The sequence below is a fragment of the Pseudomonas sp. AIG genome, assembly GCF_977020205.1.
In genome coordinates this window covers 20,729-43,621 of sequence record NZ_CDROCK010000047.1, presented here as the reverse complement: position 1 = coordinate 43,621, position 22,893 = coordinate 20,729, and the positions used below count along the sequence as shown (strand labels likewise).

The following is a 22,893-nucleotide window of genomic DNA, read 5'->3' as shown; positions in this document are numbered from 1 at the left end:
GTGCAAGCGTAAAAAAACCTCACGGCGCGGTGCCTGAACACGCGCAGTGAGGTCGGCCGGATCAGATGTCCCAGATCAGATTGATCGCGAAGTTGCGGCCCGGTTGGGTCAGGCGATCGAGGTTGGCCGGCTGTGTCACTGAGGCTTCGCCGACGCTGTCGTAACCGCGCACGTCATCCCACAGCCAGTATTTCTTGTCGGTCAGGTTGTAGATGCCGCCGCTGACGGTGACGTCGTCGGTGACTTTGTAATAACCGGCCAGATCAAGAATGCCGAAGCCTGGGGTTTTGAATTGGCTGCTGACGCCATCCGGCGACTTGAAGTTGCTGTCGTCGACGCGATCCTTTTTCTTCACCACGGTCCAGCTCAGCAGGCCACCGTAGCTGTCCTGGTCGTAACCCAGACCGAACACGCCGGTCAGCGGGTTGACGCTGTTGATCGGCTCGCCGTTGTCGTTGTTGCGACCGTAGGCGTAGGCGATCGAGCCTTGGGTGTAGAGGCCTTGCGGCGCGCCGAACGCATCCAGATTCAGGCGACCTTTGACTTCCGCGCCCTTGATGGTGGCGTGCTTGATGTTGGCCGACTGGAAGGTCAGCTCGTTGCGGCCCGGGGTCACAGCATCTTCGTTGATGAAGTCGCGATACTTGTTATAGAACACTGCCACGTCGAACGAACCGTGTTCGAAGTTGCCGCGCAGACCGGTTTCATAGCTTTTGCTCTTCTCCGGTTCGAGGTCCGGGTTCGGCGCCACGCTGTAGCCGGTGGTGGTGTTTTCGAAGCGGCCGTACAGGGCTTTCGCGGTCGGGGTGCGGAAGCCTTCGGCGTACTGACCGTACCAGGTGTAGTTCTCGGTCAGGGCGTAGGTCAGGCCGAATTTCGGCGAGACTTTGTGCCAGGTCTTGTTCTCGTCGCTGACCGTGCCTTGGCCGTCAGCCGCCACGGTGTTGAGGAATTCCTGGGTGATGTGTGGCTTGAGCTGGGTGTAGTCGTAGCGCAGGCCCGGCAGGAAGGTCCAGTTGTTCCAGCTGATCTGGTCCTGAGCGAACACGCTGTAGGTGTTGATGGTCGGGTCCGGGAAGTCGGTGGCTTTGGCCAACACGTCAGCGGTGCTGGTCGCATCAATGGCGGTGCAGCCACGACCGACGGCCAGGCAAGTGCCATCGCCGCTGCGCGAACCGGTGACTTTCTGCTGCTTGATGGTGGTGCCGTAAGTCAGCACGTGATCGGTGGCGCCGATGGCGAACGCCTTGTCCAGTTGCGCATCGAAGACCCACTGTTTCTCTTCGTAAATGGTGTCGCGAGTACGCAGCACTTTACGGGTGATCGGGTAGTAGAACTCGCTGGTGCTCTGGTCAGTCTTGGCGATCTGGTGGTTGAGGCTCCACTTCACGTTGTCGACCAGCAGGCTGTCGAGGGCGAACGAGTGTTCGATGCCGATACGTTCACGGGTGATGGTGTCGTTGCCGGTGCGCCACTGATACATGCCGCCGGGCAGTACGCTGTCGGGGATGGTCGGGGCGCCGTTGAAGTACGGGCCGCCGTAAGCACTTTTCTGATCGGTGTCGCGATTATCCTTGTACTTTTCGTAGGTCAGGCCCAGACGCGAATCGTCGTTGTAGTTCCAGCCGATCTTGGCCAGCACGTTGTAGGCGTTGACGTCTTCCGGGTTGGCGGCGGTGCGTTCAAGGCCAGTGCCATTGTTGCTGCCGTAGGAATCGGTCTCGTGGCCGTCGCGTTGGCTGTAGTGCAGCAAACCGTCGAACTGCTCGGCGCGACCGGCGACGGTAGCGGACTTCAGCCAGCTGTCATCGGCGGAGCTGTAACCGGTTTTCAGGCGCGCACCGACGTCTTTGCCCGGCTTGATGATGTCGTCGGCATCGAGGGTGTAATAGCTGACGGCGCCGCCGATGGCGTTGCTGCCGTACAGCACCGAGGCCGGGCCACGGAGGATTTCCACGCGTTTGACGATTTCCGGGTCAACGTAGTTGCGTTGGGTCTTGGCATACGGGCCGTTGAAGAAACCGTCCGGCACTTCGACGCCGTCAACCTGAGTCAGGATGCGGTCGCCGTCGATACCACGGATGTTGTAGCCGCTGATGCCGCCACGGGTGCCGGCGCCGCCGACGGACACGCCCGGCTCATAACGCACCAGATCCTTGATGGTGTTGACGTTGTTGCGGTCCAGATCCTGACGGGTCTGTACGGTAACGGTGGCCGGCACGCTAGTGACCGACTGCTCCTGGCGGGTGGCGCTGATGGTCACCTGATCCAGATTGAGCGTGCCGCTGGCGTTGCGCTTTTCCAGCACCACGTTGTTGTTGCTGATTTTGCGGAAGCTCAGGTTGGTCCCCACCAACAGGCGCTCCAGGGCTTTTTCCGGTGGCAGCGAGCCACGCACGCCCGGTGACGACACGCCCTGACCCAACTCTGCAGGCAAACCGACCTGCCAACCGGTCACGGCGGTGAAGGCGTTGAGTGCCGACACCAGCGGCTGCTGGCCGATGGCGAACGAGTAATCGCCCATGTTGCGCGTCGGTTGCTCAGTGGCAGCCATCAGTGGCGCAGTGCCGGCCATCAGGATCGCTGCGGTCAGCAGTGACAATACGCGGGAAGGGGAGGAAGTCTGGCGGGTAAGGCGTGAGGACATCGATAGCGCTCCGTGTCGCACGAATCTTTATAGGTGCTGATTGACTCGCGTGTTGCGAATCAATTGCATTGGCTATAACGAGACGTACCGACGTTGGCTATCGAGTAAAAATAATTCTCATTTAGTTCAAAATCACCAGCGCGGGGAATTCTTTCAGTTGCGCCGAGGTGATCTGAGCGAGGGAACGAACCACGTCGAGCGGCTGGTCGAGACGGTAATTGCCGGTCACGGCAACGTCGGCCAACTGCTCGTTGGTGTTGATGATCCAGCCTGGATAGTAGCGGCGCAATTCGGCCAGCACCTGATTCAACGGGCAGTTCTCGAACACCAGTCGGCCCTGGATCCAGGCCAGATCCGTGTTGGCGTCGAGTTTGGCCGGGCGGTCGAAGCCGTTGGGGCCGATGCGAATACTTTCGCCGGCAGTCAGGCGCACGCGGGCATCGTTATGGGTGGCACGCAGATCAACGTCGCCGCGCTGCACATTGACCTGCGCGACGCCATCGAGATAACGCACGGCGAACGCGGTATCGCGCACGCTGGCCGTGACTGGGCCGGCATCGATTTCCAGCGGTTGACTGCGGCCGCTGGCAATTTCGAAAAACGCCTCGCCCTGAAACAGCCGGGCAACGCGCTGCTGATCGTTGATGGTGCTGGAGAATGCAGAATTGGTATTGAGCAGGACTTTCGAGCCGTCCTCCAGTTGCAGACGCTGGCGCTCGCCAACCACCGTGAGGTGATCTGCCTGAAGGCGCATCGGCAAATTGCTGAAACTGAACAAACCGAGGATCAGCACGGCGGCAGTGGCCAGTGGTTTCCAGTGCGGACGCAGACGCTTTAAGAAGGTGACTTTCGCAGGTTTGGCCGCCAGGCTTTGCGCGCACTGGGCGACTTGCGGGCCGTCCCAGATCGCCTGGGCCTTGGCGAACGCTTCGGCATTCAGCGGATCGGCCGCGAGCCAGGCATGAAACTGCCGGGTCTGCTCCTCGTCCGGGCTGCCGAGCACGATGAGCCAGTCCAAAGCCTGGTCCATTGCGTTTGCAGCGTCCTGCACCGAATCCGGCGAAGGCGAGCGGTGGGTGTCCGTCACGGTGTTTCCTCGGCAGTGTCTGCGCACGGCTGTTTTTTCAAGTGAAGCGTAAAAGTCGGGCAAGGGTAACAAAGCGCGATGATCCGTGCAGGCGATCCTGGCACTTACAGAAAAGGCCTACGATCTCAGTCGCCATTCAGACGTTCAGCGACGCCGATGCAAATGCTCATGATCAGCTTCAATTCTTTTTGTACGGTGCTGAGGGAGACGTTCAGTTCATCAGCGATTTCCTGATAACTGTTCCCGTGCAAACGGCTGAGGATGAAAATCTGCTGCTGACGCGGGCTGAGTTGACTGAGGCTCACGTTCAGGCGCTCCAGCATCTGTTCGGCGTGTGCGGCATCTTCGGCGCTGCTGGCGGGGGCGGCGACGCTGTGCACGATATCTTGCGGCACATCATCGACCATGGTTCGCGAGTGGATCTTGCGCGCGCGCAAATGATCCAGCGCCAGATTGCGCGCGGTCTGGAAGACAAAGGGTTCGAGGTGATCGATGGCCCGCTCGCTCAACGCCCGCGTCACGCGCAGGTAGGTCTCCTGCAACAGGTCTTCAGCGGTGCTGTGATTGTTGACCATCCGTTCCAGCGTACGCAGCAGCGAGGTGCGCTGGGTGAGGAAGACGTGGTTGAAGCGCGATTGACTCACGGGAGGACCTGATCGATTTCAAGCGAATGATAATGCTTATCATCTAGTCGAATGGTCAAGTGTTGATTTCAAATTGAAATCGAAACCTGTGGGAGCGAGCTTGCTCGCGAAGGCGTAGTGTCAGGCTATTCAAATAGTGACTGACATACCGCTTTCGCGAGCAAGCTCGCTCCCACAGGGATAGGGGATTACTTGAGGTTACTCGGCGTTGCACAACGCCAGGCAGTTATCCAGCATGCGGTTGGAGAAGCCCCACTCGTTGTCATACCAGGCCAGCACTTTCAGCAGTTTGCCGCTGGATTTGGTGTGGTTGGCGTCGAAGATCGACGACAGCGGGTTGTGGTTGAAGTCGCTGGAAACCAGCGGCAACGTGTTGTATCCCAAAATCTTCGAATGCTGGCTTGCAGCCTTGAGCAGCGCGTTGACTTCCTCGGCGCTGGCTTCTTTTTTCAGCTGCACGGTCAAATCCACCAGCGACACATTGATCACCGGCACCCGCACGGCCATGCCAGTCAGTTTGCCGGCCAGTTCCGGCAGCACCAGGCCTACCGCTTCAGCGGCGCCGGTCTTGCTCGGGATCATGTTCTGCGTGGCCGAACGCGCGCGGTACGGGTCGGTGTGATAGACGTCGGTCAGATTTTGATCGTTGGTGTAGGCATGAATGGTGGTCATCAGGCCGCTTTCGATCCCCAGCTCACGGTGCAGCACTTGCGCCACCGGCGCCAGGCAGTTGGTGGTGCACGAAGCGTTGGAGATGATCTGGTGCGACTGGCGCAGAATGTCGTGGTTCACACCATAAACGACAGTGGCGTCGGCGCCTTTTGCCGGGGCAGAGATGATCACTTTGCGGGCGCCGGCAGTAATATGCGCGGCGGCTTTGGCGCGGTCGGTAAAGAGACCGGTGCATTCGAACACCACATCAATCTTTTCCGCCGCCCATGGCAGCTCGGCCGGGTTGCGAATGGCGCTGACCGCGATGCGGTCGCCGTTAACGGTCAGACTTTCATTGTCATGCTCGACCTGAGCGTCGAACGTGCCGTGAACGGTGTCGTATTTGAGCAGATGGGCATTGATCGAGCTGTCGCCCAGATCGTTGATGGCGACGATCTGCAAATCCTGTCGATAGCCTTGGGTATACAGTGCGCGCAGGACATTACGGCCGATACGGCCAAAACCATTGATTGCGATTCGAAGAGTCATGGAACAGCGCCGCCGTCGTTTTGTTGTTGGAATTACAAGATTATTCGCATAAAAATAGAAAACAAGCCTTTTTAATGGCAATATTTTGTTTTATCTACAACGAGTGACCTGAATCAACTGGTCCGAATGGTCAAAAAAGCCGTCTGTCATTCCAACAACAACGGCGTTTGATCAGCATAGACAATCAGGTCGCCACATCCGTTAGCCTGGAGTTCTACACATGCATCCCCGCGTCCTTGAGGTCACCGAACGGCTTATCGCCCGCAGCCGCGCCACGCGTCAGGCTTACCTTGCACTGATTCGCGGCGCCGCCACTGACGGGCCGATGCGCGGCAAGCTGCAATGCGCCAACTTCGCCCATGGCGTGGCCGGGTGCGGCAGCGAAGACAAGCACAGCCTGCGGATGATGAACTCGGCGAACATCGCCATTGTTTCTTCGTATAACGACATGCTCTCGGCGCACCAGCCGTACGAAGTCTTCCCGGAACAAATCAAGAATGCCCTGCGCGAAATCGGCTCGGTCGGCCAGTTTGCCGGCGGCACTCCAGCGATGTGCGACGGCGTCACCCAGGGTGAACCGGGCATGGAACTGAGCCTGCCGAGCCGCGAAGTCATTGCCATGTCGACCGCTGTGGCGCTCTCTCACAACATGTTCGACGGCGCACTGATGCTCGGCATCTGCGACAAAATCGTCCCGGGTCTGATGATGGGTTCGCTGCGTTTCGGCCACCTGCCGACGATTTTCGTTCCGGGCGGGCCGATGGTCTCGGGGATTTCCAACAAGGAAAAAGCCGACGTGCGCCAGAAGTACGCCGAAGGCAAAGCCACGCGCGAAGAGCTGCTGGAATCGGAGATGAAGTCCTACCACAGCCCGGGCACCTGCACCTTCTACGGCACCGCCAACACCAACCAGCTGCTGATGGAAGTCATGGGCCTGCACTTGCCGGGCGCCTCTTTCGTCAATCCGAACACGCCGCTGCGTGATGCGCTGACCCGCGAAGCCGCGCACCAAGTGACGCGCCTGACCAAGCAGAACGGCAACTTCATGCCGATCGGCGAAATCGTCGACGAGAAATCGCTGGTCAACTCGATCGTCGCGCTGCACGCCACCGGCGGCTCGACCAACCACACCCTGCACATGCCGGCCATCGCCATGGCGGCGGGCATTCAACTGACCTGGCAGGACATGGCCGACCTCTCCGAAGTCGTGCCGACCCTGAGCCACGTCTACCCGAACGGCAAAGCCGACATCAACCACTTCCAGGCAGCGGGCGGCATGTCGTTCCTGATCCGCGAACTGCTCGGCGCCGGCCTGCTGCACGAAGACGTCAACACCGTGCTCGGCCATGGCTTGAGCAAATACACCAAGGAACCGTTCCTTGATAACGGCGAGTTGGTCTGGCGTGAAGGCCCGGTCGACAGCCTCGACGAAAACATCCTGCGCCCGGTCGCCCGTGCCTTCTCGGCGGAGGGTGGTTTGCGTGTGATGGAAGGCAACCTCGGTCGCGGTGTGATGAAGGTGTCCGCCGTCGCCCTGGAAAACCAGATCGTCGAAGCACCAGCGATGGTGTTCCAGGATCAACAAGATTTGGCCGATGCGTTCAAGGCCGGTCTGCTGGAAAAAGATTTCGTCGCGGTCATGCGCTTCCAGGGCCCGCGCTCCAACGGCATGCCCGAGTTGCACAAGATGACGCCGTTCCTCGGCGTGCTGCAGGATCGCGGCTTCAAAGTCGCGCTGGTGACTGACGGGCGTATGTCCGGTGCTTCGGGGAAAATCCCGGCAGCGATTCACGTCAGCCCCGAAGCTTATGTCGGTGGCGCTTTGGCGCGCGTGCAAGAGGGCGATATCATCCGCGTCGATGGCGTCAAAGGCACCTTGGAACTCAAGGTCGACGCCGCCGAATTTGCAACGCGCGAACCCGCCAAAGGCCTGTTGGGCAACAACATCGGCAGCGGTCGCGAACTGTTTGGCTTTATGCGTTTGGCCTTCAGCTCGGCGGAGCAGGGCGCCAGCGCCTTCACTTCTGCCCTGGAGACGCTTAATTGAAACTGGCTTTGGTCGGTGACATCGGAGGCACCAACGCGCGGTTTGCGTTGTGGAAAAACCAGCAACTGGAATCGGTTCAGGTCTTGGCCACTGCCGACCATGCCAGCCCGGAAGAGGCGATCAGCCTGTACCTGAGTGGGCTCGGTCTGGCGCCGGGTTCGATCGGTTCGGTGTGCCTGTCGGTGGCCGGCCCGGTCAGCGGTGATGAATTCAAGTTCACCAACAACCACTGGCGCCTGAGCCGCACCGCGTTCTGCAAAACCTTGCAGGTCGAGCAGTTGTTGCTGGTCAACGACTTCTCGGCGATGGCGCTGGGCATGACCCGTTTGCAGCCGGGCGAATTTCGCGTGGTCTGCGAGGGCACGCCGGAGCCGTTGCGCCCGGCGGTGGTGATCGGTCCGGGCACTGGCCTTGGCGTCGGTACTTTGCTGGATCTCGGTGAAGGTCGTTTTGCGGCATTGCCGGGCGAGGGCGGTCACGTCGATCTACCGCTGGGCAGCCCGCGTGAAACCCAGCTATGGCAGCACATCCACAACGAGATCGGCCATGTCAGCGCGGAAACCGCGTTGAGCGGTGGTGGATTGCCTAGGGTTTACCGGGCGATCTGTGCGGTCGATGGGCATGAGCCGAAACTCGACACACCGGAAGCGATTACGGCTGCTGGCCTGGCCGGTGATCCGATTGCCCTGGAAGTGCTCGAGCAGTTCTGCTGCTGGCTCGGCCGCGTGGCCGGCAACAACGTGTTGACCACGGGTGGGCGTGGCGGGGTGTATATCGTTGGCGGGGTGATTCCACGCTTTGCCAACTTCTTCCTCGAAAGCGGCTTTGCCCGCAGCTTTGCTGACAAAGGCTGCATGAGCGATTACTTCAAAGGCATCCCGGTGTGGCTGGTGACAGCGCCGTATTCCGGCCTGGTGGGCGCCGGTGTGGCCCTCGAACAAGCTGGCTGAGGATCGTTCCCACGCTCTGCGTGGGAATGCAGCCCGTGACGCTCCGCGTCACTGGACGCGGAGCGTCCCCAGAGGCATTCCCACGCAGAGCGTGGGAACGATCGGTTCATCAGGCATAATCCGCCCCAATTCCAACAACAAGGATGCCTTCGAAGTGAGCTCAGTCAACAAGTCGATATTGTTGGTCGATGACGATCAGGAAATACGCGAGTTGCTGGAAACCTACCTGACCCGCGCCGGGTTTCAGGTACGGGCCACCGCCGACGGTGCCAGTTTCCGTCAGGCGCTCAACGAGGCGCCGAGTGATCTGGTGATCCTCGATGTCATGCTGCCCGACGAAGACGGCTTCAGCCTCTGCCGTTGGGTGCGTCAGCATCCGCGTCAGGCGCAGGTGCCGATCATCATGCTCACCGCCAGTTCCGACGAAGCCGACCGCGTGATCGGTCTGGAACTCGGCGCCGACGATTACCTCGGCAAACCCTTCAGCCCCCGCGAACTGCAAGCGCGCATCAAGGCATTGCTGCGCCGTGCGCAATTCGGTCAGGAGCGCAGTGGCAGCGACGTGCTGGCCTTTGATGAATGGCGCCTGGACATGGTCAGCCATCGCCTGTTTCACACCGATGGCGAAGAAGTGATTCTCTCAGGTGCCGACTTCGCCCTGCTGAAACTGTTCCTCGATCACCCGCAGGAAATCCTCGACCGCGACACCATCGGCAACGCCACCCGTGGCCGCGACCTGATGCCGCTCGATCGCATCGTCGACATGGCCGTCAGCCGTTTGCGCCAACGTCTGCGCGACACCGAAAAACCGCCACGACTGATTCGCACCGTGCGCGGCAGTGGCTATCAACTGGCAGCCAACGTGGTTGCCGGCAATGCTCACTGAGTCACTGCGCAAACTCGCCGCCAAGGTGCCGGTGCCGCGTTCGCTGCTTGGGCGGATGTTGCTGCTGACCTTACTTGCCGTGTTGTTCGCGCAGACGTTGTCGAGCGTGATCTGGGTCTCGCAACTGCGCGCCACGCAGCTCGAAGGCCTGGTCACCAGCGCCCGCAGCCTCGCTCATTCGATGACCGCCAGCGTCAGTTACTTCCGCTCGCTGCCGGTGGCTTATCGACCGTTGGTGCTCGATCAATTACGCAGCATGGGTGGCACCCGCTTCGTCGTGACCCTCAACGACAAACCGCTGGGCATGGATGTGCTGCCGGTCACGCCGCGTAAAGCGGCGGTGATGAAAGCGGTCGACGAAGTGCTGCGCCAGACCCTCGGCAATGACACGGATATTTCGGTGACCTTTGTCAGTCCCGAAGATCTGCGGATCTTCAACGCGGGGCTGAAACTCGATGAATTGCCACGCTCGTGGGCGCATTACGCGCTAACGCTGGAACCGGTCAATCCGCCCGTTTTGGTCACACAGATTCAGATGGCCCCGGGCGAATGGCTATACATCGCCTCGCTGCTGCCAGAGCCGTACACCAGTCTTGAAGAGCAAGGCCTGCCCTCGCAGCAGGTGTGGTTCATCGTCCTCACCAGCGGATTCCTGCTGCTGTTCATCGGCCTGCTGGTGCACTGGCAGAGCCGGCCGCTCAAACGTCTGGCGCGGGCAGCGCGGGATCTGTCGCTGGGCGCCGACGTCGAGCCGGTGGCCGAGGGCGGCGGCAGCGAAGTGGTTGAAGTGGGGCGTGCGTTCAACACCATGCGCGAACGCATCAGCCGCTACCTGACCGAACGCAGCCAGTTGTTCAGCGCGATCTCCCATGATCTGCGTACACCGATCACGCGTTTGCGTTTGCGCGTCGAATTGCTTGAAGACGAGAAGCTGCAAGCCAAATTCGGCCGCGATCTGGATGAACTGGAGCTGCTGGTCAAAGGCGCGCTGCAATGCGTGAAAGACACTGACATCCACGAGAATATCGAACCGGTGGACCTCAATCATGTGCTTGATTGTCTGGTCGAGCCGTATCTGGCACCGAATGGTAATGGTCGCGTGACTCAGCATGGTCGGGCGTTGGCGGCGTATCCGGGTAAACCTTTGGCTTTGAAGCGCTGTATTGGCAACCTGATCGACAACGCCTTGAAGTACGGGCAGAACGCGCATCTGCACATTGATGACGATGACAGCGCGTTTGTCTTGCACGTTGATGATGAGGGGCCGGGGGTGCCGGAGCAGCGGCTGGAACAGGTGTTTGAGCCGCACTTCCGGCTGGCGGGGCAGCAGCAGGGGTATGGCTTGGGGTTGGGCATCGCGCGCAATATTGCCCACAGCCATGGTGGGGAAGTGACGTTGCAGAATCTGCGTGAGGGTGGGTTGCGGGTGACCTTGCAATTGCCGCGTTCGGTGGATTGAATCAAAAGCTTCCCTCACCCTAGCCCTCTCCCAGAGGTAGAGGGGACTGATCGGGGGATGTTGAAGAGATACGCCGACCTGGAAGTCCGGTAGCGAATCCATAATCGACTCGATGTATCAGGTCGGCGGATAACTCATTACACCTCGGTCGGCCCCCTCTCCCTACGGGCGGTCCGACGTTTCGGGAGGGCTGGGGTGAGGGTAGCTCTTTGTCACCGCTCAGTGACAAACCCCGCCCCCTTCGTTACAAGCCCACCCCGACCCGTTGTTTAGACTCCCCGCAGTCATAACAACAAAAAAGGCCACCCATGGATCTCTTCCAACCCGGCTTCAGCAGTTGGCTGAACGCCCCTGCCCACCAGCAATGGCTCGCCGCCGAAGGCCTGCGCCTGCTGAGTTTCGCCAAGGCGTCAAAACTGCCTGAAGGCTTCGGCAACCTCGACGAACGCGGCCGTCTGCCAGCGAACGCGCAAGCCGAAACCATGAACACCGCGCGCATGACCCACAGCTTCGCCATGGCCCATATTCAGGGCCTGCCGGGTTTCGCCGAACTGGTCGATCACGGCATCGCCGCCCTGCGCGGGCCGTTGCGTGATGCACTGCACGGCGGCTGGTTTGCTGTCGCTGAACACCGCGATGACAACACCGGCAAGAATGCCTATCTGCATGCCTTTGTCGCACTGGCGGCCAGTTCCGCGGTAGTCGCGCAGCGTCCCGGCGCGCAAGCGTTGCTGGATGACGCCATCGACATCATCGACACGTATTTCTGGAGCGAAGAAGAGGGCGCCATGCGCGAATTCTTCAACCGCGACTGGAGCGAAGAAGAAGCCTATCGCGGCGCCAACAGCAACATGCACGCGACCGAGGCGTTCCTCGCGCTGGCCGATGTCACTGAAGATCCGCGCTGGCTGGTGCGTGCGCAACGCATCGTCGAGCGGGTGATCCACGGTCATGCTGCCGCCAACGGTTATATGGTCATCGAACACTTTGACCGCGACTGGCAACCACTGCGCGAATACAACCACGACAATCCTGCCGATGGTTTCCGCCCCTACGGCACTACGCCGGGCCACGGTTTCGAGTGGGCGCGGCTGTTGCTGCACCTCGAAGCGGCGCGGGTGCAGGCCGGCATGCTCACGCCCGGCTGGCTGGCGACCGATGCGCAGAAACTCTTCGAAAACAATTGCCGCAACGGCTGGAACGTCGATGGTTTGCCGGGCATCGTTTACACCCTCGACTGGGACAACAAAGCCGTGGTCCGCCATCGCCTGCACTGGACGCACGCCGAAGCCAGCGCCGCCGCCAGTGCCTTGCTCAAACGCAGCGGCGATGAGCAATACGAAACCTGGTACCGGCTGTTCTGGGAATTCTGCGAAACGTATTTCATCGATCGTTGCGACGGCAGTTGGCACCACGAACTCAACCCGCAAAACGTCCCGAGTGCCGATATCTGGGCGGGCAAACCCGATCTGTATCACGCCTGGCAAGCCGTGCTGATCCCTCGTCTACCCTTGTCACCCAGTATGGCGACTGCGCTGGCGCACTTGTCCCAGAGCAGTCCTGTGTAACCATGTGGTGACATTCGCGCGTCCCTTCGTTACCTGCGAAGGGAAACGTCCTGTTTAAACTCCTGTGCAGCGCAAGCACCAGACTTGCATGCATAACAACAAGAAAGGTACATCTCAGATGAATGCGATTTCTCGCCTCGCTACTGTCATTTCTGTCGCCTCCCTGTTCCCGCTCGCAATTCTGCCTCTCAGTGTTTCCGCTGCCGAATCCAAAGGTTCGGTCGAAGTCGTGCACTGGTGGACGTCCGGTGGTGAAAAAGCTGCCGTTGATGTGCTCAAGGCGCAAGTCGAAAAAGACGGTTTCACCTGGAAAGACGGCGCTGTCGCCGGTGGTGGCGGTGCCACTGCCATGACCGTGCTGAAAAGCCGTGCCGTTGCCGGCAACCCGCCTGGCGTTGCTCAGATCAAAGGCCCGGACATTCAGGAATGGGCGTCGACCGGTCTGCTCGACACCGACGTGTTGAAAGACGTCGCCAAGTCGGAAAAGTGGGACAGCCTGCTCGACAAGAAAGTCTCCGATACCGTGAAGTACGACGGTGATTACGTGGCCGTACCGGTGAACATTCACCGCGTGAACTGGCTGTGGATCAACCCGGAAGTGTTCAAGAAAGCCGGGATCACCAAGAACCCGACCACCCTCGAAGAATTCTATGCCGCTGGCGACAAGCTCAAGGCTGCGGGCTTCATTCCGCTGGCCCACGGCGGTCAGCCTTGGCAGGACAGCACCGTGTTCGAAGCCGTGGTGCTCTCGGTCATGGGTGTCGATGGTTACAAGAAAGCCCTGGTTGATCTGGACAACGCCGCGCTGACCGGCCCGGAAATGGTCAAGGCGCTGACCGAGCTGAAGAAAGTCGCGACCTACATGGACGCCGATGGCAAAGGTCAGGACTGGAACCTGGAAGCGGCCAAAGTCATCAATGGCAAGGCCGGCATGCAGATCATGGGTGACTGGGCCAAGTCCGAATGGACCGCCGCCAAGAAAGTCGCTGGCAAGGACTACGAGTGCGTCGCCTTCCCGGGCACCGACAAGGCGTTCACCTACAACATCGATTCGCTGGCCGTGTTCAAGCAGAAGGACGCCGGCACTGCGGCCGGTCAGCAGGACATCGCCAAAGTCGTGCTGGGTGAAAACTTCCAGAAAGTCTTCAGCATCAACAAAGGTTCGATCCCGGTGCGCAACGACATGTTGAACAACATGGACAAGCTCGGCTTCGACTCTTGCGCGCAAACCGCTGCCAAAGACTTCCTGGCGGACGCCAAGTCCGGCGGGCTGCAGCCAAGCATGGCGCACAACATGGCGACCACGCTGGCCGTGCAAGGCGCGTTCTTTGATGTCGTGACCAACTACATCAACGACCCGAAAGCCGACCCGGCCGACACTGCCAAGAAACTGGGTGCAGCGATCAAGTCGTCCAAATAAGCGTCGTTAGCGCAGGCTCGCTCCCACAAGGGATATCACTGTAGTTTTTATTCCCTGTACTGGATTTCCCCATGAGTTCTGTTGCTGTGTTCAGCAAGGCCTCGCCGTTCGATGCATTGCAACGCTGGCTACCCAAACTGGTGCTGGCGCCGAGCATGTTCATCGTGCTGGTGGGCTTCTATGGCTACATCCTGTGGACGTTCGTGCTGTCGTTCACCACCTCGACTTTCCTGCCCAACTACAAGTGGGCCGGCCTGGCGCAATACGCGCGGTTGTTCGACAACGACCGCTGGTGGGTCGCGAGTAAAAACCTCGCGGTGTTCGGCGGCATGTTCATCGGCATCACCCTGGTGATCGGCGTGTTGCTGGCGGTGTTCCTCGACCAGCGCATCCGTCGCGAAGGCTTTATCCGCACCATTTACCTGTACCCGATGGCGCTCTCGATGATCGTCACCGGTACCGCGTGGAAATGGCTGCTCAACCCGGGCATGGGCCTGGACAAATTGTTGCGTGACTGGGGCTGGGAAGGCTTCCGTCTCGACTGGCTGATCGACCCGGATCGTGTGGTGTATTGCCTGGTGATCGCCGCTGTCTGGCAAGCCTCGGGCTTCATCATGGCGATGTTCCTCGCCGGCCTGCGTGGCGTTGATCAATCGATTATCCGCGCTGCACAGATCGACGGCGCGAGCATGCCGACGATCTACTGGAAAGTGGTGCTGCCCAGCCTGCGTCCGGTGTTCTTCAGTGCGGTGATGATTCTGGCGCATATCGCGATCAAGAGCTTCGACCTCGTCGCGGCGATGACCGCTGGTGGTCCGGGTTACTCCTCCGACCTGCCGGCGATGTTCATGTATTCCTTCACCTTCAGTCGCGGCCAGATGGGCATGGGCTCGGCCAGTGCAATTCTGATGCTCGGTGCGATCCTCGCGATCATCGTGCCTTACCTGTATTCCGAGCTGAGGACCAAGCGCAATGACTAGTCTCGCTGCCAAACCTGCGATCAGCCTGAGTCGCATCGCGATCTACGCGGTGCTGATCCTCGCCGTACTGCTGTATCTGGTGCCGCTGGTGGTGATGTTGCTGACCAGCTTCAAGACCCCGGAAGACATCAGCACCGGCAACCTGCTGAGCTGGCCGACCGTGGTCAGCGGCATCGGCTGGGTCAAGGCCTGGGCCACGGTTGACGGTTACTTCTGGAACTCGATCAAGATCACCGTGCCGGCTGTGATCATCTCTACCGGCATCGGCGCATTGAACGGTTATGTGCTGTCGTTCTGGCGCTTCCGCGGTTCGCAGTTGTTCTTCGGTCTGTTGTTGTTCGGCTGCTTCCTGCCGTTCCAGACCGTGCTGCTGCCGGCCTCGTTCACCCTCGGCAAAATGGGCCTGGCGAGCACCACCACCGGCCTGGTGTTTATCCACGTGGTTTACGGTCTGGCGTTTACTACGCTGTTCTTCCGTAACTACTACGTGAGCATTCCGGATGCGCTGGTGAAAGCCGCACGCCTGGATGGCGCGGGTTTCTTCACGATTTTCCGCCGCATCATTCTGCCGATGTCGACGCCGATCATCATGGTCTGCCTGATCTGGCAGTTCACCCAGATCTGGAACGACTTCCTGTTCGGTGTGGTGTTCTCCAGTGGTGATTCGCAGCCGATCACGGTAGCGCTGAACAACCTGGTCAACACCAGCACCGGCGCCAAGGAATACAACGTTGATATGGCAGCGGCGATGATCGCCGGCCTGCCGACCCTGCTGGTCTATGTGGTCGCAGGCAAGTATTTCGTGCGCGGGCTGACGGCCGGCGCAGTCAAGGGGTAATCATGGCAACGCTCGAACTTCGCAACGTAAACAAGACCTACGGTGCCGGCCTGCCGGACACCCTGAAGAACATCGAACTGTCGATCAAGGAAGGCGAATTCCTGATCCTCGTCGGCCCGTCGGGCTGCGGCAAATCGACGTTGATGAACTGCATCGCCGGTCTGGAAACCATCACCGGCGGCGCGATCATGATCGGTGATCAAGACGTCAGCGGCATGAGCCCGAAAGATCGCGACATCGCCATGGTGTTCCAGTCCTATGCGCTGTACCCGACCATGAGCGTGCGCGAGAACATCGAATTCGGCTTGAAGATTCGCAAGATGCCTCAGGCGGCGATCGACGAAGAAGTCGCGCGCGTGGCCAAACTGCTGCAGATCGAACACTTGCTCAATCGCAAGCCGGGTCAGCTTTCCGGTGGTCAGCAACAGCGCGTGGCGATGGGCCGTGCGCTGGCGCGTCGGCCGAAGATCTATCTGTTCGACGAACCACTGTCCAACCTCGACGCCAAGCTGCGCGTCGAGATGCGCACCGAAATGAAACTGATGCACCAGCGCCTGAAAACCACCACGGTCTACGTGACCCACGACCAGATCGAAGCGATGACCTTGGGCGACAAGGTTGCGGTAATGAAGGACGGCATCATTCAGCAGTTCGGTACGCCGAAAGAGATCTACAACGATCCGGCCAACCTGTTCGTCGCGAGCTTCATCGGTTCGCCGCCGATGAACTTCATTCCGCTGCGTTTGCAACGCAAGGACGGTCGTCTGCTGGCGCTGCTCGACAGCGGCCAGGCCCGTTGCGAATTGCCGATGAGCATGCAGGATGCCGGCCTTGAAGATCGCGAAGTGATCCTCGGCCTGCGCCCGGAACAGATCGTTCTGTCGAACGGCGAAGGCAATGGCTTGCCAAGCATTCGTGCCGAAGTGCAGGTCACCGAGCCGACCGGTCCGGACACCTTGGTGTTCGTCAATCTGAATCAAACCAAGGTCTGCTGCCGTCTGGCGCCAGACGTGGCACCGCAGGTGGGCGAGAGCCTGACGCTGCAATTCGATCCGTCGAAAGTGTTGTTGTTCGATGCCAACACGGGCGAGCGACTGGGCACTGCCGGGCAACCACAGACCGATGCGCGGTCTGCGAACGTGGCGCAATTCAAAGGCCGCTGAGGAACAAATGTAGGAGCGAGCCTGCTCGCGAAAGCGGTCTGACATCCACATTGATGTCGCCTGATACACCGCATTCGCGAGCAGGCTCGCTCCCACAAAGGAGCACGCGGTGGATGGCCTGTTATCCATCGCACTTTATGTAAACCGCGTTAGATAAAAACAGTTAATAACAATAAAGACGAGGATGTAGGGATGAAAAAGAAACACGTCAATGCCCGGTTGATCTGCCAAGTGTCGGCTGCGGCGGCCTTGGTGCTGGCCGGTAACGCCATGGCGGCGGATGCCTTCAGTTCCGATTCGAAATGGATGACCGGTGACTGGGGTGGCGAGCGTACCAAGCTGATCGAGCAGGGTATCGACATCAAGGCCGACTACGTTGGGGAAGTCGGTGGCAACCTGCACGGTGGCTACAACGACGACAAGACCGCGCGTTACGCTGACCAGTTCGGTCTGGGCGTGGCACTCGATCTGCAAAAGCTGTGGGGCTGGGATAACACTCAGGCGAAGATCCAGCTGACCAACCGTAACGGCTACAACATCTCCAACGACCGCGTTGGCGATCCGCGTGCCGGCACCTTGAGTTCCTCGCAAGAAGTCTACGGCCGTGGCCACATGGTGCGTCTGACCCAGTTGTGGATTCAGCACCAGTTCTTCGACAACAAACTCGACGTCAAGGCCGGTTACTTCGGTGAAGGCGAAGACTTCAACACCTTCCCGTGCGACTTCCAGAACCTGGCGTTCTGCGGTTCCCAAGTGGGTAACTGGGCGACCAACATCTGGTACAACTGGCCCGTCAGCCAGGCCGCGATCCGCGTGAAGTACAACATCAACGACGAGCTCTACGCGCAGATCGGTGCGTACAACCAGAACCCGTCGCAGCTGGAACACGGCAACGGCTTCAAACTCAGCGGCAGCGGCACCGCCGGTACTGTGTTGCCGGTCGAGTTGGTCTGGTCGCCGAAGGTCAACAGCCTGCCGGGCGAATACCGCGTCGGTTACTACAAGAGCACGGCTGATGCCAGCGACGTTCGTGAAGACGTCAACGGTTTCGACGCTGCTACCACGGGCGACGCGTACAAGACCCACAGCAGCAAAAGCGGCTACTGGTTCGTCGCGCAACAGCAACTCACCAGCCACAACGGTGATGCTTCTCGCGGCCTGAACATTGCGGCCAACGCCACCTTCCACGACAAAGACACCAACTTCATCGACAACTATCAGTCGGTGATGTTTGTCTACAAAGGCCCGTTCGACGCGCGTCCGAAGGATGACGTCGGTATCGGCGCGGCACGTATCCACGTCAACGATGACGTGAAGAAAAACGCCGAGCTGCTGAACGTTTCCAACGGTGTGTCGGATTACGACAATCCGGTGTTCTCGCCGATTCGTGAAACCGAATACAACTACGAGATCAACTACGGCTTCCACGTCACCAACTGGCTGACCGTACGTCCTAACCTGCAATACATCACTCACCCGGGTGGTGTGGATGAAGTGGACAACGCATTGGTCGCTGGCCTGAAAATTCAGTCTACGTTCTAACGCGTCTGCGATAAGCTCCTCTCTATGTGCGCATATTTGCGGACAGCCCAGGCTGTCCGCTTTTTTTTGAGGGGCAGTAATCCCCGTGACAGTTGAATTCGGAACCGTGGCCAATGCATGAGCATCCGCTGCAACGCTTCTTCAAATCCCTGCGTGAACAACCGGTGTTCGCCTGGGAGCGCTATCAGATGCGCGACGTGTTGGTGATCGATCATCCGCTGTGTCAGGCGGTGTTCAGTCGCCAGGGTGCGCAGTTGCTGCACTTTCAGCCACGTGGGCAAAAGCCGTGGTTGTGGTGTGCGGCGAAGTGGCCGCATGTCGGTGCGATCCGTGGCGGGGTGCCGGTGTGCTGGCCGTGGTACGGCCGTCATCCGAGCGAAAACGCTTGGCCATCGCATGGCTGGGCGCGGTTGCTCGACTGGAAATTGCTCGACAGCAGCACTGCTGACGACGGCGTGCGCTTGCACTGGCAGTTACAGCTGTGCGACTGGCAGGTCGACCTGCATGCGCATTTGGGCGAACGCATGGAGTTACGCCTGAGCACCGAGCATCAGGACGACATGCCGTGCCAGTTGAGCCAGGCTTTGCATGCTTACTGGCGTATTGGCGATGTCGGTGAGATAGCGCTGTCTGGGCTCGAAGGGGCGCAGGGTTATGACCAGTTGAATCGCCAGGTTTGCCAGCAGGAAGGCGAGTTGCGGGTGGATGGCGGTTGTCAGCGGGTGTTCCAGCATGACGGCGAATTGCAGCTGAAAGATCATGCCTGGCAGCGTGAGTTGTGCATTGATACCGGTGACAGCGCCGACACGGTGGTGTGGCATCCCGGGGCACGGCCGTTGTTGGGCGTGAGTTGGGACGAGGTGTTGGAGTTTGTCTGTGTTGAAGCGGCGGCGGGTGGGACTGACAGCTTGCACTTGGCGCCGGGGGAGAAGGCGCATTTGAGTTTGCAGGCGTGGGCGGCGGCTTGAGTGTGTCAAGTACACCGCTACCCTCACCCTAGCCCTCTCCCGGAGGGAGAGGGGACTTACCGAGTTGGATTGGCTATGTCCACCGACTTGCGACTACAACGGTGATCTTGGCTTGGCCAAACCTGAGGTCGGTTTGAACGTTCAGGTCGATGTAACTCCTGAGAGCACCTCGGTCGGCCCCCTCTCCCTCCGGGAGAGGGCTGGGGTGAGGGTTGGCTTTTCGCTTTTAACGCCTCAATTGAACTCGTCACCCACCGGATACCGGCTGGCATTCAAACTCTCTTTGATCTTGCGCAAATGCGGCTGGAAGTCCACGCCACGACGCAAGGTCATCCCCGTCGCCAACACATCCAGCACGGTCAACTGAATGATCCGCGACGTCATCGGCATATAGATGTCGGTGTCTTCCGGCAGCGGAATATTCAGGCTCAAGGTACTCGCCTTGGCGAGTGGCGAATTTTCCGCCGTCAGGCCCAGCACGGAAGCACCGTTCTCGCGGGCAATGCGCGCCACTTCCACCAGCTCACGGGTACGGCCGGTGTAGGAAATAATCACGAACAACTCACCGGTGTGCGCCACCGATGCAATCATCCGCTGCATCAACACATCGGCATGCGCCGTGACCGCCAGGTTGAAACGGAAGAACTTGTGCTGCGCATCCAGCGCCACCGGTGCCGAAGCCCCGAGGCCGAAGAAGTGGATCTGCCGCGCCTGAATCAACAGGTCGACGGCGCGGCTGATCAGATTCGGGTCCAGCGCCTGACAAGCGCTGTCCAGCGAGGCGATGGCGCTGCCGAAAATCTTTTGCGTGTACGCCTCGGGATTGTCATCGGCTTCGACCGCGCGGCTGACGTATGCCGCGCCGCTGGCCAGGCTCTGCGCCAGTTGCAGCTTGAGTTCGGGATAGCCGCTGACGCCGAACGAACGGCAGAAACGGTTGACCGTCGGTTCGCTCACCGAGGCGGCCTGGGCGAGGGCGGCGATGCTGAAGCGGGTGGCCTGCTGCGGGTTGAGCAGGATCACCTCGGCGACTTTGCGTTCGGCCTTGTTCAGGTCTTCAAGGCGACTCTGGATCTGTTCCAGTAAATTTCGCACGCGGTCCATATGGAATTCCTAATTCACCTGCGCAAAGGTGCGCCGGGCTATGCAAATTGGGCCTTTGAAATGGCCCGTAACGGTGGCCTATCCTACTGATGGCTCCGACCGACCACCACTCGGAATCTGTATTTTGCGAAAATGTTGTGGTTATTACTACATTTTCCCTTGAGTGATGCCTTGAAAAAAGGTATTTGTAGCTTAACTTGATAAAAGAACAAACATCATGCCTTCGATTACGGTTGAACCGTGCACCTTTGCCTTGTTCGGCGCGCTTGGCGATCTGGCCCTGCGCAAGCTGTTTCCTGCCCTTTATCATCTTGATGGCGCCGACCTGCTGCACGAGGACACGCGGATCATCGCGCTGGCCCGTGAAGAAGGTTCCCAGCAACAGCACATGGCGTTCATTGCCGCCGAACTGCGCCGCTATGTAGGCAAAGAGCTGGACGAGGCCGTCGCCGAGCGTTTTCTCGCACGCCTGACCTACCTGCACGTCGACTTCCTCAAATCCGAAGATTATGTGGCGCTGGCCGAACTGGCTGGCAGCACGCAACGCATGATTGCCTACTTCGCCACACCGGCCGCGGTGTACGGCGCGATTTGCGAGAACCTGGCGAAAGTCGGTCTGGCGGAAAACACCCGCGTGGTGCTGGAAAAACCGATCGGTTCCGACCTCGAATCGTCGCGCAAAGTGAATGACGCCGTGGCGCAGTTCTTCCCGGAGAACCGCACCTACCGCATCGATCACTATTTGGGCAAAGAAACCGTTCAGAACCTGATCGCCCTGCGTTTCGCCAACAGTCTTTTCGAAACCCAGTGGAACCAGAATTACATCTCCCACGTGGAAATCACCGTGGCCGAGAAGGTCGGCATCGAAGGCCGTTGGGGCTACTTCGACAAGGCCGGCCAACTGCGCGACATGATCCAGAATCACCTGTTGCAGTTGCTCTGCCTGATCGCCATGGACCCGCCGGCTGATCTATCCGCCGACAGCATCCGTGACGAGAAAGTAAAAGTGCTCAAAGCACTGGCGCCAATCAGCCCGGAGGGCCTCACCACTCAGGTCGTGCGCGGCCAGTACATCGCCGGCCACAGTGAAGGCAAATCGGTACCGGGTTACCTCGAAGAACCGAATTCCAATACCCAGAGCGACACCGAAACCTTCGTCGCTTTGCGTGCCGATATCCGCAACTGGCGCTGGGCCGGCGTGCCGTTCTACCTGCGTACCGGCAAGCGCATGCCGCAGAAACTGTCGCAGATCGTCATCCACTTCAAGGAACCGTCGCACTACATCTTCGCCCCTGAGCAGCGCTTGCAGATCAGCAACAAACTGATCATTCGCCTGCAACCGGACGAAGGCATTTCCTTGCGCGTGATGACCAAAGAGCAGGGCCTGGACAAAGGCATGCAACTGCGCAGCGGCCCGCTGCAACTGAATTTCTCCGACACCTGGCGTAGCGCGCGGATCCCCGATGCCTACGAGCGGTTGTTGCTGGAAGTGATGAACGGCAATCAGAACCTGTTTGTCCGTAAAGATGAAATCGAAGCCGCGTGGAAATGGTGTGACCAGTTGATCGCCGGATGGAAAAAATCCGGTGATGCGCCCAAGCCGTATGCGGCCGGGTCGTGGGGGCCGATGAGCTCCATTGCATTGATCACGCGGGACGGGAGGTCGTGGTATGGCGATATCTAATGTGCAACTGCCGGTGGGCGTAAATGCCCACGAATTCAACAGCCCGGTGTTGTTGGCTGAAGGTCTGGCGCTGAACGTTGCCAAGCAATTGAGCGAGGCCATTGCTGCACGCGGCAACGCGGTGCTGGTGGTGTCGGGCGGTCGTAGCCCGGTGGCGTTTTTCCAGCACCTGGCCAAGCAGGAGCTGGACTGGTCGAAGGTCGTCGTGACCCTCGCCGATGAACGCTGGGTACCGGTTGAACACGCCGACAGCAATGCCGGCCTGCTCAAGCAATATCTGCTCAAAGGCCCGGCGGCCAAGGCGCAGTTCCTCAGCCTTTATAGCGCGGCGGCCAACGTCGAGCAGGCTGCGGAACAGGCTGATCGTCTGCTCGCCGAGTTGCCGCCGATTGATGTGCTGGTGTTGGGCATGGGCGATGACGGCCACACCGCGTCGCTGTTCCCCGACAGCCCGAACCTCGCCGAAGCCTTGCAGGCCGACGGCAGCCGCCGTTGCTGGCCGATGCTGGCGCCGAGCGTGCCGCGGCAGCGCCTGACCATGAGCCGTGCGCTGCTGGCCTCGGCCAAGCACAAGATTCTGTCGATTTCCGGTCAATCGAAACTGACCACCCTGAATGCCGCACTGGCATCCGACGACGTCGCCGCCATGCCGGTGCGCGCGTTTCTGCAACCTACGTTAGAGATTTACTGGTGCCCATGAGCCAAG

The 22,893-nt window shown here is 59.8% G+C and carries 18 protein-coding genes; 13 read left to right on the top strand and 5 right to left on the bottom strand.

From position 1 onward, the window contains the following. Positions 1 to 61: 61 nt before the first annotated feature. The 4 genes from ACWR1S_RS23450 to gap form a co-directional block, all read right to left on the bottom strand. Positions 62 to 2,647: a TonB-dependent receptor gene (locus ACWR1S_RS23450; protein WP_454565175.1), complete on the bottom strand. Its 2,586-nt coding sequence runs from the start codon at positions 2,645 to 2,647 to the stop codon at positions 62 to 64. A 121-nt stretch (positions 2,648 to 2,768) separates the two neighbouring features. After that, entirely contained in the window at positions 2,769 to 3,734 is a 966-nt protein-coding gene (locus ACWR1S_RS23445; RefSeq protein WP_454565174.1) for a FecR family protein, read from the bottom strand. Positions 3,735 to 3,859: 125 nt separating this feature from the next. Beyond that, a complete protein-coding gene (locus ACWR1S_RS23440; RefSeq protein WP_242208191.1) occupies positions 3,860 to 4,378 on the bottom strand; it encodes an RNA polymerase sigma factor in 519 nt (172 codons plus the stop codon). A gap of 198 nt (positions 4,379 to 4,576) precedes the next feature. Continuing rightward, positions 4,577 to 5,578: a type I glyceraldehyde-3-phosphate dehydrogenase gene (gene gap, locus ACWR1S_RS23435; RefSeq protein WP_077574258.1), complete on the bottom strand. Its 1,002-nt coding sequence runs from the start codon at positions 5,576 to 5,578 to the stop codon at positions 4,577 to 4,579. Between the two features lie 220 nt (positions 5,579 to 5,798). On the opposite strand from gap, the gene edd reads away from it, so the two are divergent. From edd to ACWR1S_RS23380, 11 genes are all read left to right on the top strand, one after another. Further along, positions 5,799 to 7,625 carry a phosphogluconate dehydratase gene (gene edd / locus ACWR1S_RS23430; protein WP_454565173.1) on the top strand — a complete coding sequence of 609 codons (1,827 nt, stop codon included), beginning with the start codon at positions 5,799 to 5,801 and terminating at the stop codon, positions 7,623 to 7,625. Further along, positions 7,622 to 8,575, top strand: a complete 954-nt coding sequence (locus ACWR1S_RS23425) for a glucokinase (RefSeq protein ID WP_454565172.1) — start codon at positions 7,622 to 7,624, stop codon at positions 8,573 to 8,575. The genes edd and ACWR1S_RS23425 overlap by 4 nt, the downstream gene beginning before the upstream one ends. Before the next feature lie 154 nt (positions 8,576 to 8,729). Next, complete coding sequence (locus tag ACWR1S_RS23420; protein ID WP_007917879.1) at positions 8,730 to 9,461, top strand: response regulator; 732 nt, start codon at positions 8,730 to 8,732, stop codon at positions 9,459 to 9,461. Then, positions 9,451 to 10,920: an ATP-binding protein gene (locus ACWR1S_RS23415; protein WP_454565171.1), complete on the top strand. Its 1,470-nt coding sequence runs from the start codon at positions 9,451 to 9,453 to the stop codon at positions 10,918 to 10,920. Before ACWR1S_RS23420 ends, ACWR1S_RS23415 begins: the two co-directional genes overlap by 11 nt. 308 nt (positions 10,921 to 11,228) lie before the next feature. After that, entirely contained in the window at positions 11,229 to 12,488 is a 1,260-nt protein-coding gene (locus tag ACWR1S_RS23410) for a D-mannose isomerase (RefSeq protein WP_454565170.1), read from the top strand. Positions 12,489 to 12,606: 118 nt separating this feature from the next. Next, the gene (locus tag ACWR1S_RS23405; protein ID WP_016983700.1) at positions 12,607 to 13,908 is read left to right on the top strand and encodes an ABC transporter substrate-binding protein; all 1,302 of its coding nucleotides are present in this window, start codon (positions 12,607 to 12,609) and stop codon (positions 13,906 to 13,908) included. 71 nt (positions 13,909 to 13,979) lie between these two features. Further along, positions 13,980 to 14,888, top strand: coding sequence for a carbohydrate ABC transporter permease (locus tag ACWR1S_RS23400; protein WP_007917874.1), 909 nt, complete (start codon positions 13,980 to 13,982; stop codon positions 14,886 to 14,888). After that, positions 14,881 to 15,726 (top strand): carbohydrate ABC transporter permease, encoded by an 846-nt coding sequence (locus ACWR1S_RS23395; protein WP_077574252.1) that lies wholly within the window; start codon positions 14,881 to 14,883, stop codon positions 15,724 to 15,726. The genes ACWR1S_RS23400 and ACWR1S_RS23395 overlap by 8 nt, the downstream gene beginning before the upstream one ends. A 2-nt stretch (positions 15,727 to 15,728) precedes the next feature. Then, the gene (locus ACWR1S_RS23390; protein ID WP_454565169.1) at positions 15,729 to 16,889 is read left to right on the top strand and encodes an ABC transporter ATP-binding protein; all 1,161 of its coding nucleotides are present in this window, start codon (positions 15,729 to 15,731) and stop codon (positions 16,887 to 16,889) included. Between the two features lie 192 nt (positions 16,890 to 17,081). Further along, positions 17,082 to 18,431: a carbohydrate porin gene (locus ACWR1S_RS23385; protein WP_454565168.1), complete on the top strand. Its 1,350-nt coding sequence runs from the start codon at positions 17,082 to 17,084 to the stop codon at positions 18,429 to 18,431. A 113-nt stretch (positions 18,432 to 18,544) separates the two neighbouring features. Beyond that, positions 18,545 to 19,399: a D-hexose-6-phosphate mutarotase gene (locus ACWR1S_RS23380; protein ID WP_454565167.1), complete on the top strand. Its 855-nt coding sequence runs from the start codon at positions 18,545 to 18,547 to the stop codon at positions 19,397 to 19,399. Positions 19,400 to 19,633: 234 nt separating this feature from the next. On the opposite strand, the gene ACWR1S_RS23375 is transcribed toward ACWR1S_RS23380, so the two are convergent. After that, complete coding sequence (locus ACWR1S_RS23375) at positions 19,634 to 20,494, bottom strand: MurR/RpiR family transcriptional regulator (protein WP_171057240.1); 861 nt, start codon at positions 20,492 to 20,494, stop codon at positions 19,634 to 19,636. A 226-nt stretch (positions 20,495 to 20,720) separates the two neighbouring features. Between ACWR1S_RS23375 and zwf the strand changes: the two genes are divergently transcribed. Both zwf and pgl read left to right on the top strand, forming a co-directional pair. Further along, complete coding sequence (gene zwf, locus ACWR1S_RS23370) at positions 20,721 to 22,187, top strand: glucose-6-phosphate dehydrogenase (protein WP_077574250.1); 1,467 nt, start codon at positions 20,721 to 20,723, stop codon at positions 22,185 to 22,187. After that, on the top strand, positions 22,174 to 22,887 hold the full coding sequence (gene pgl, locus ACWR1S_RS23365) for a 6-phosphogluconolactonase (RefSeq protein ID WP_454565166.1): 714 nt from the start codon (positions 22,174 to 22,176) through the stop codon (positions 22,885 to 22,887). Before zwf ends, pgl begins: the two co-directional genes overlap by 14 nt. The last annotated feature ends 6 nt before the right edge of the window (positions 22,888 to 22,893 follow it).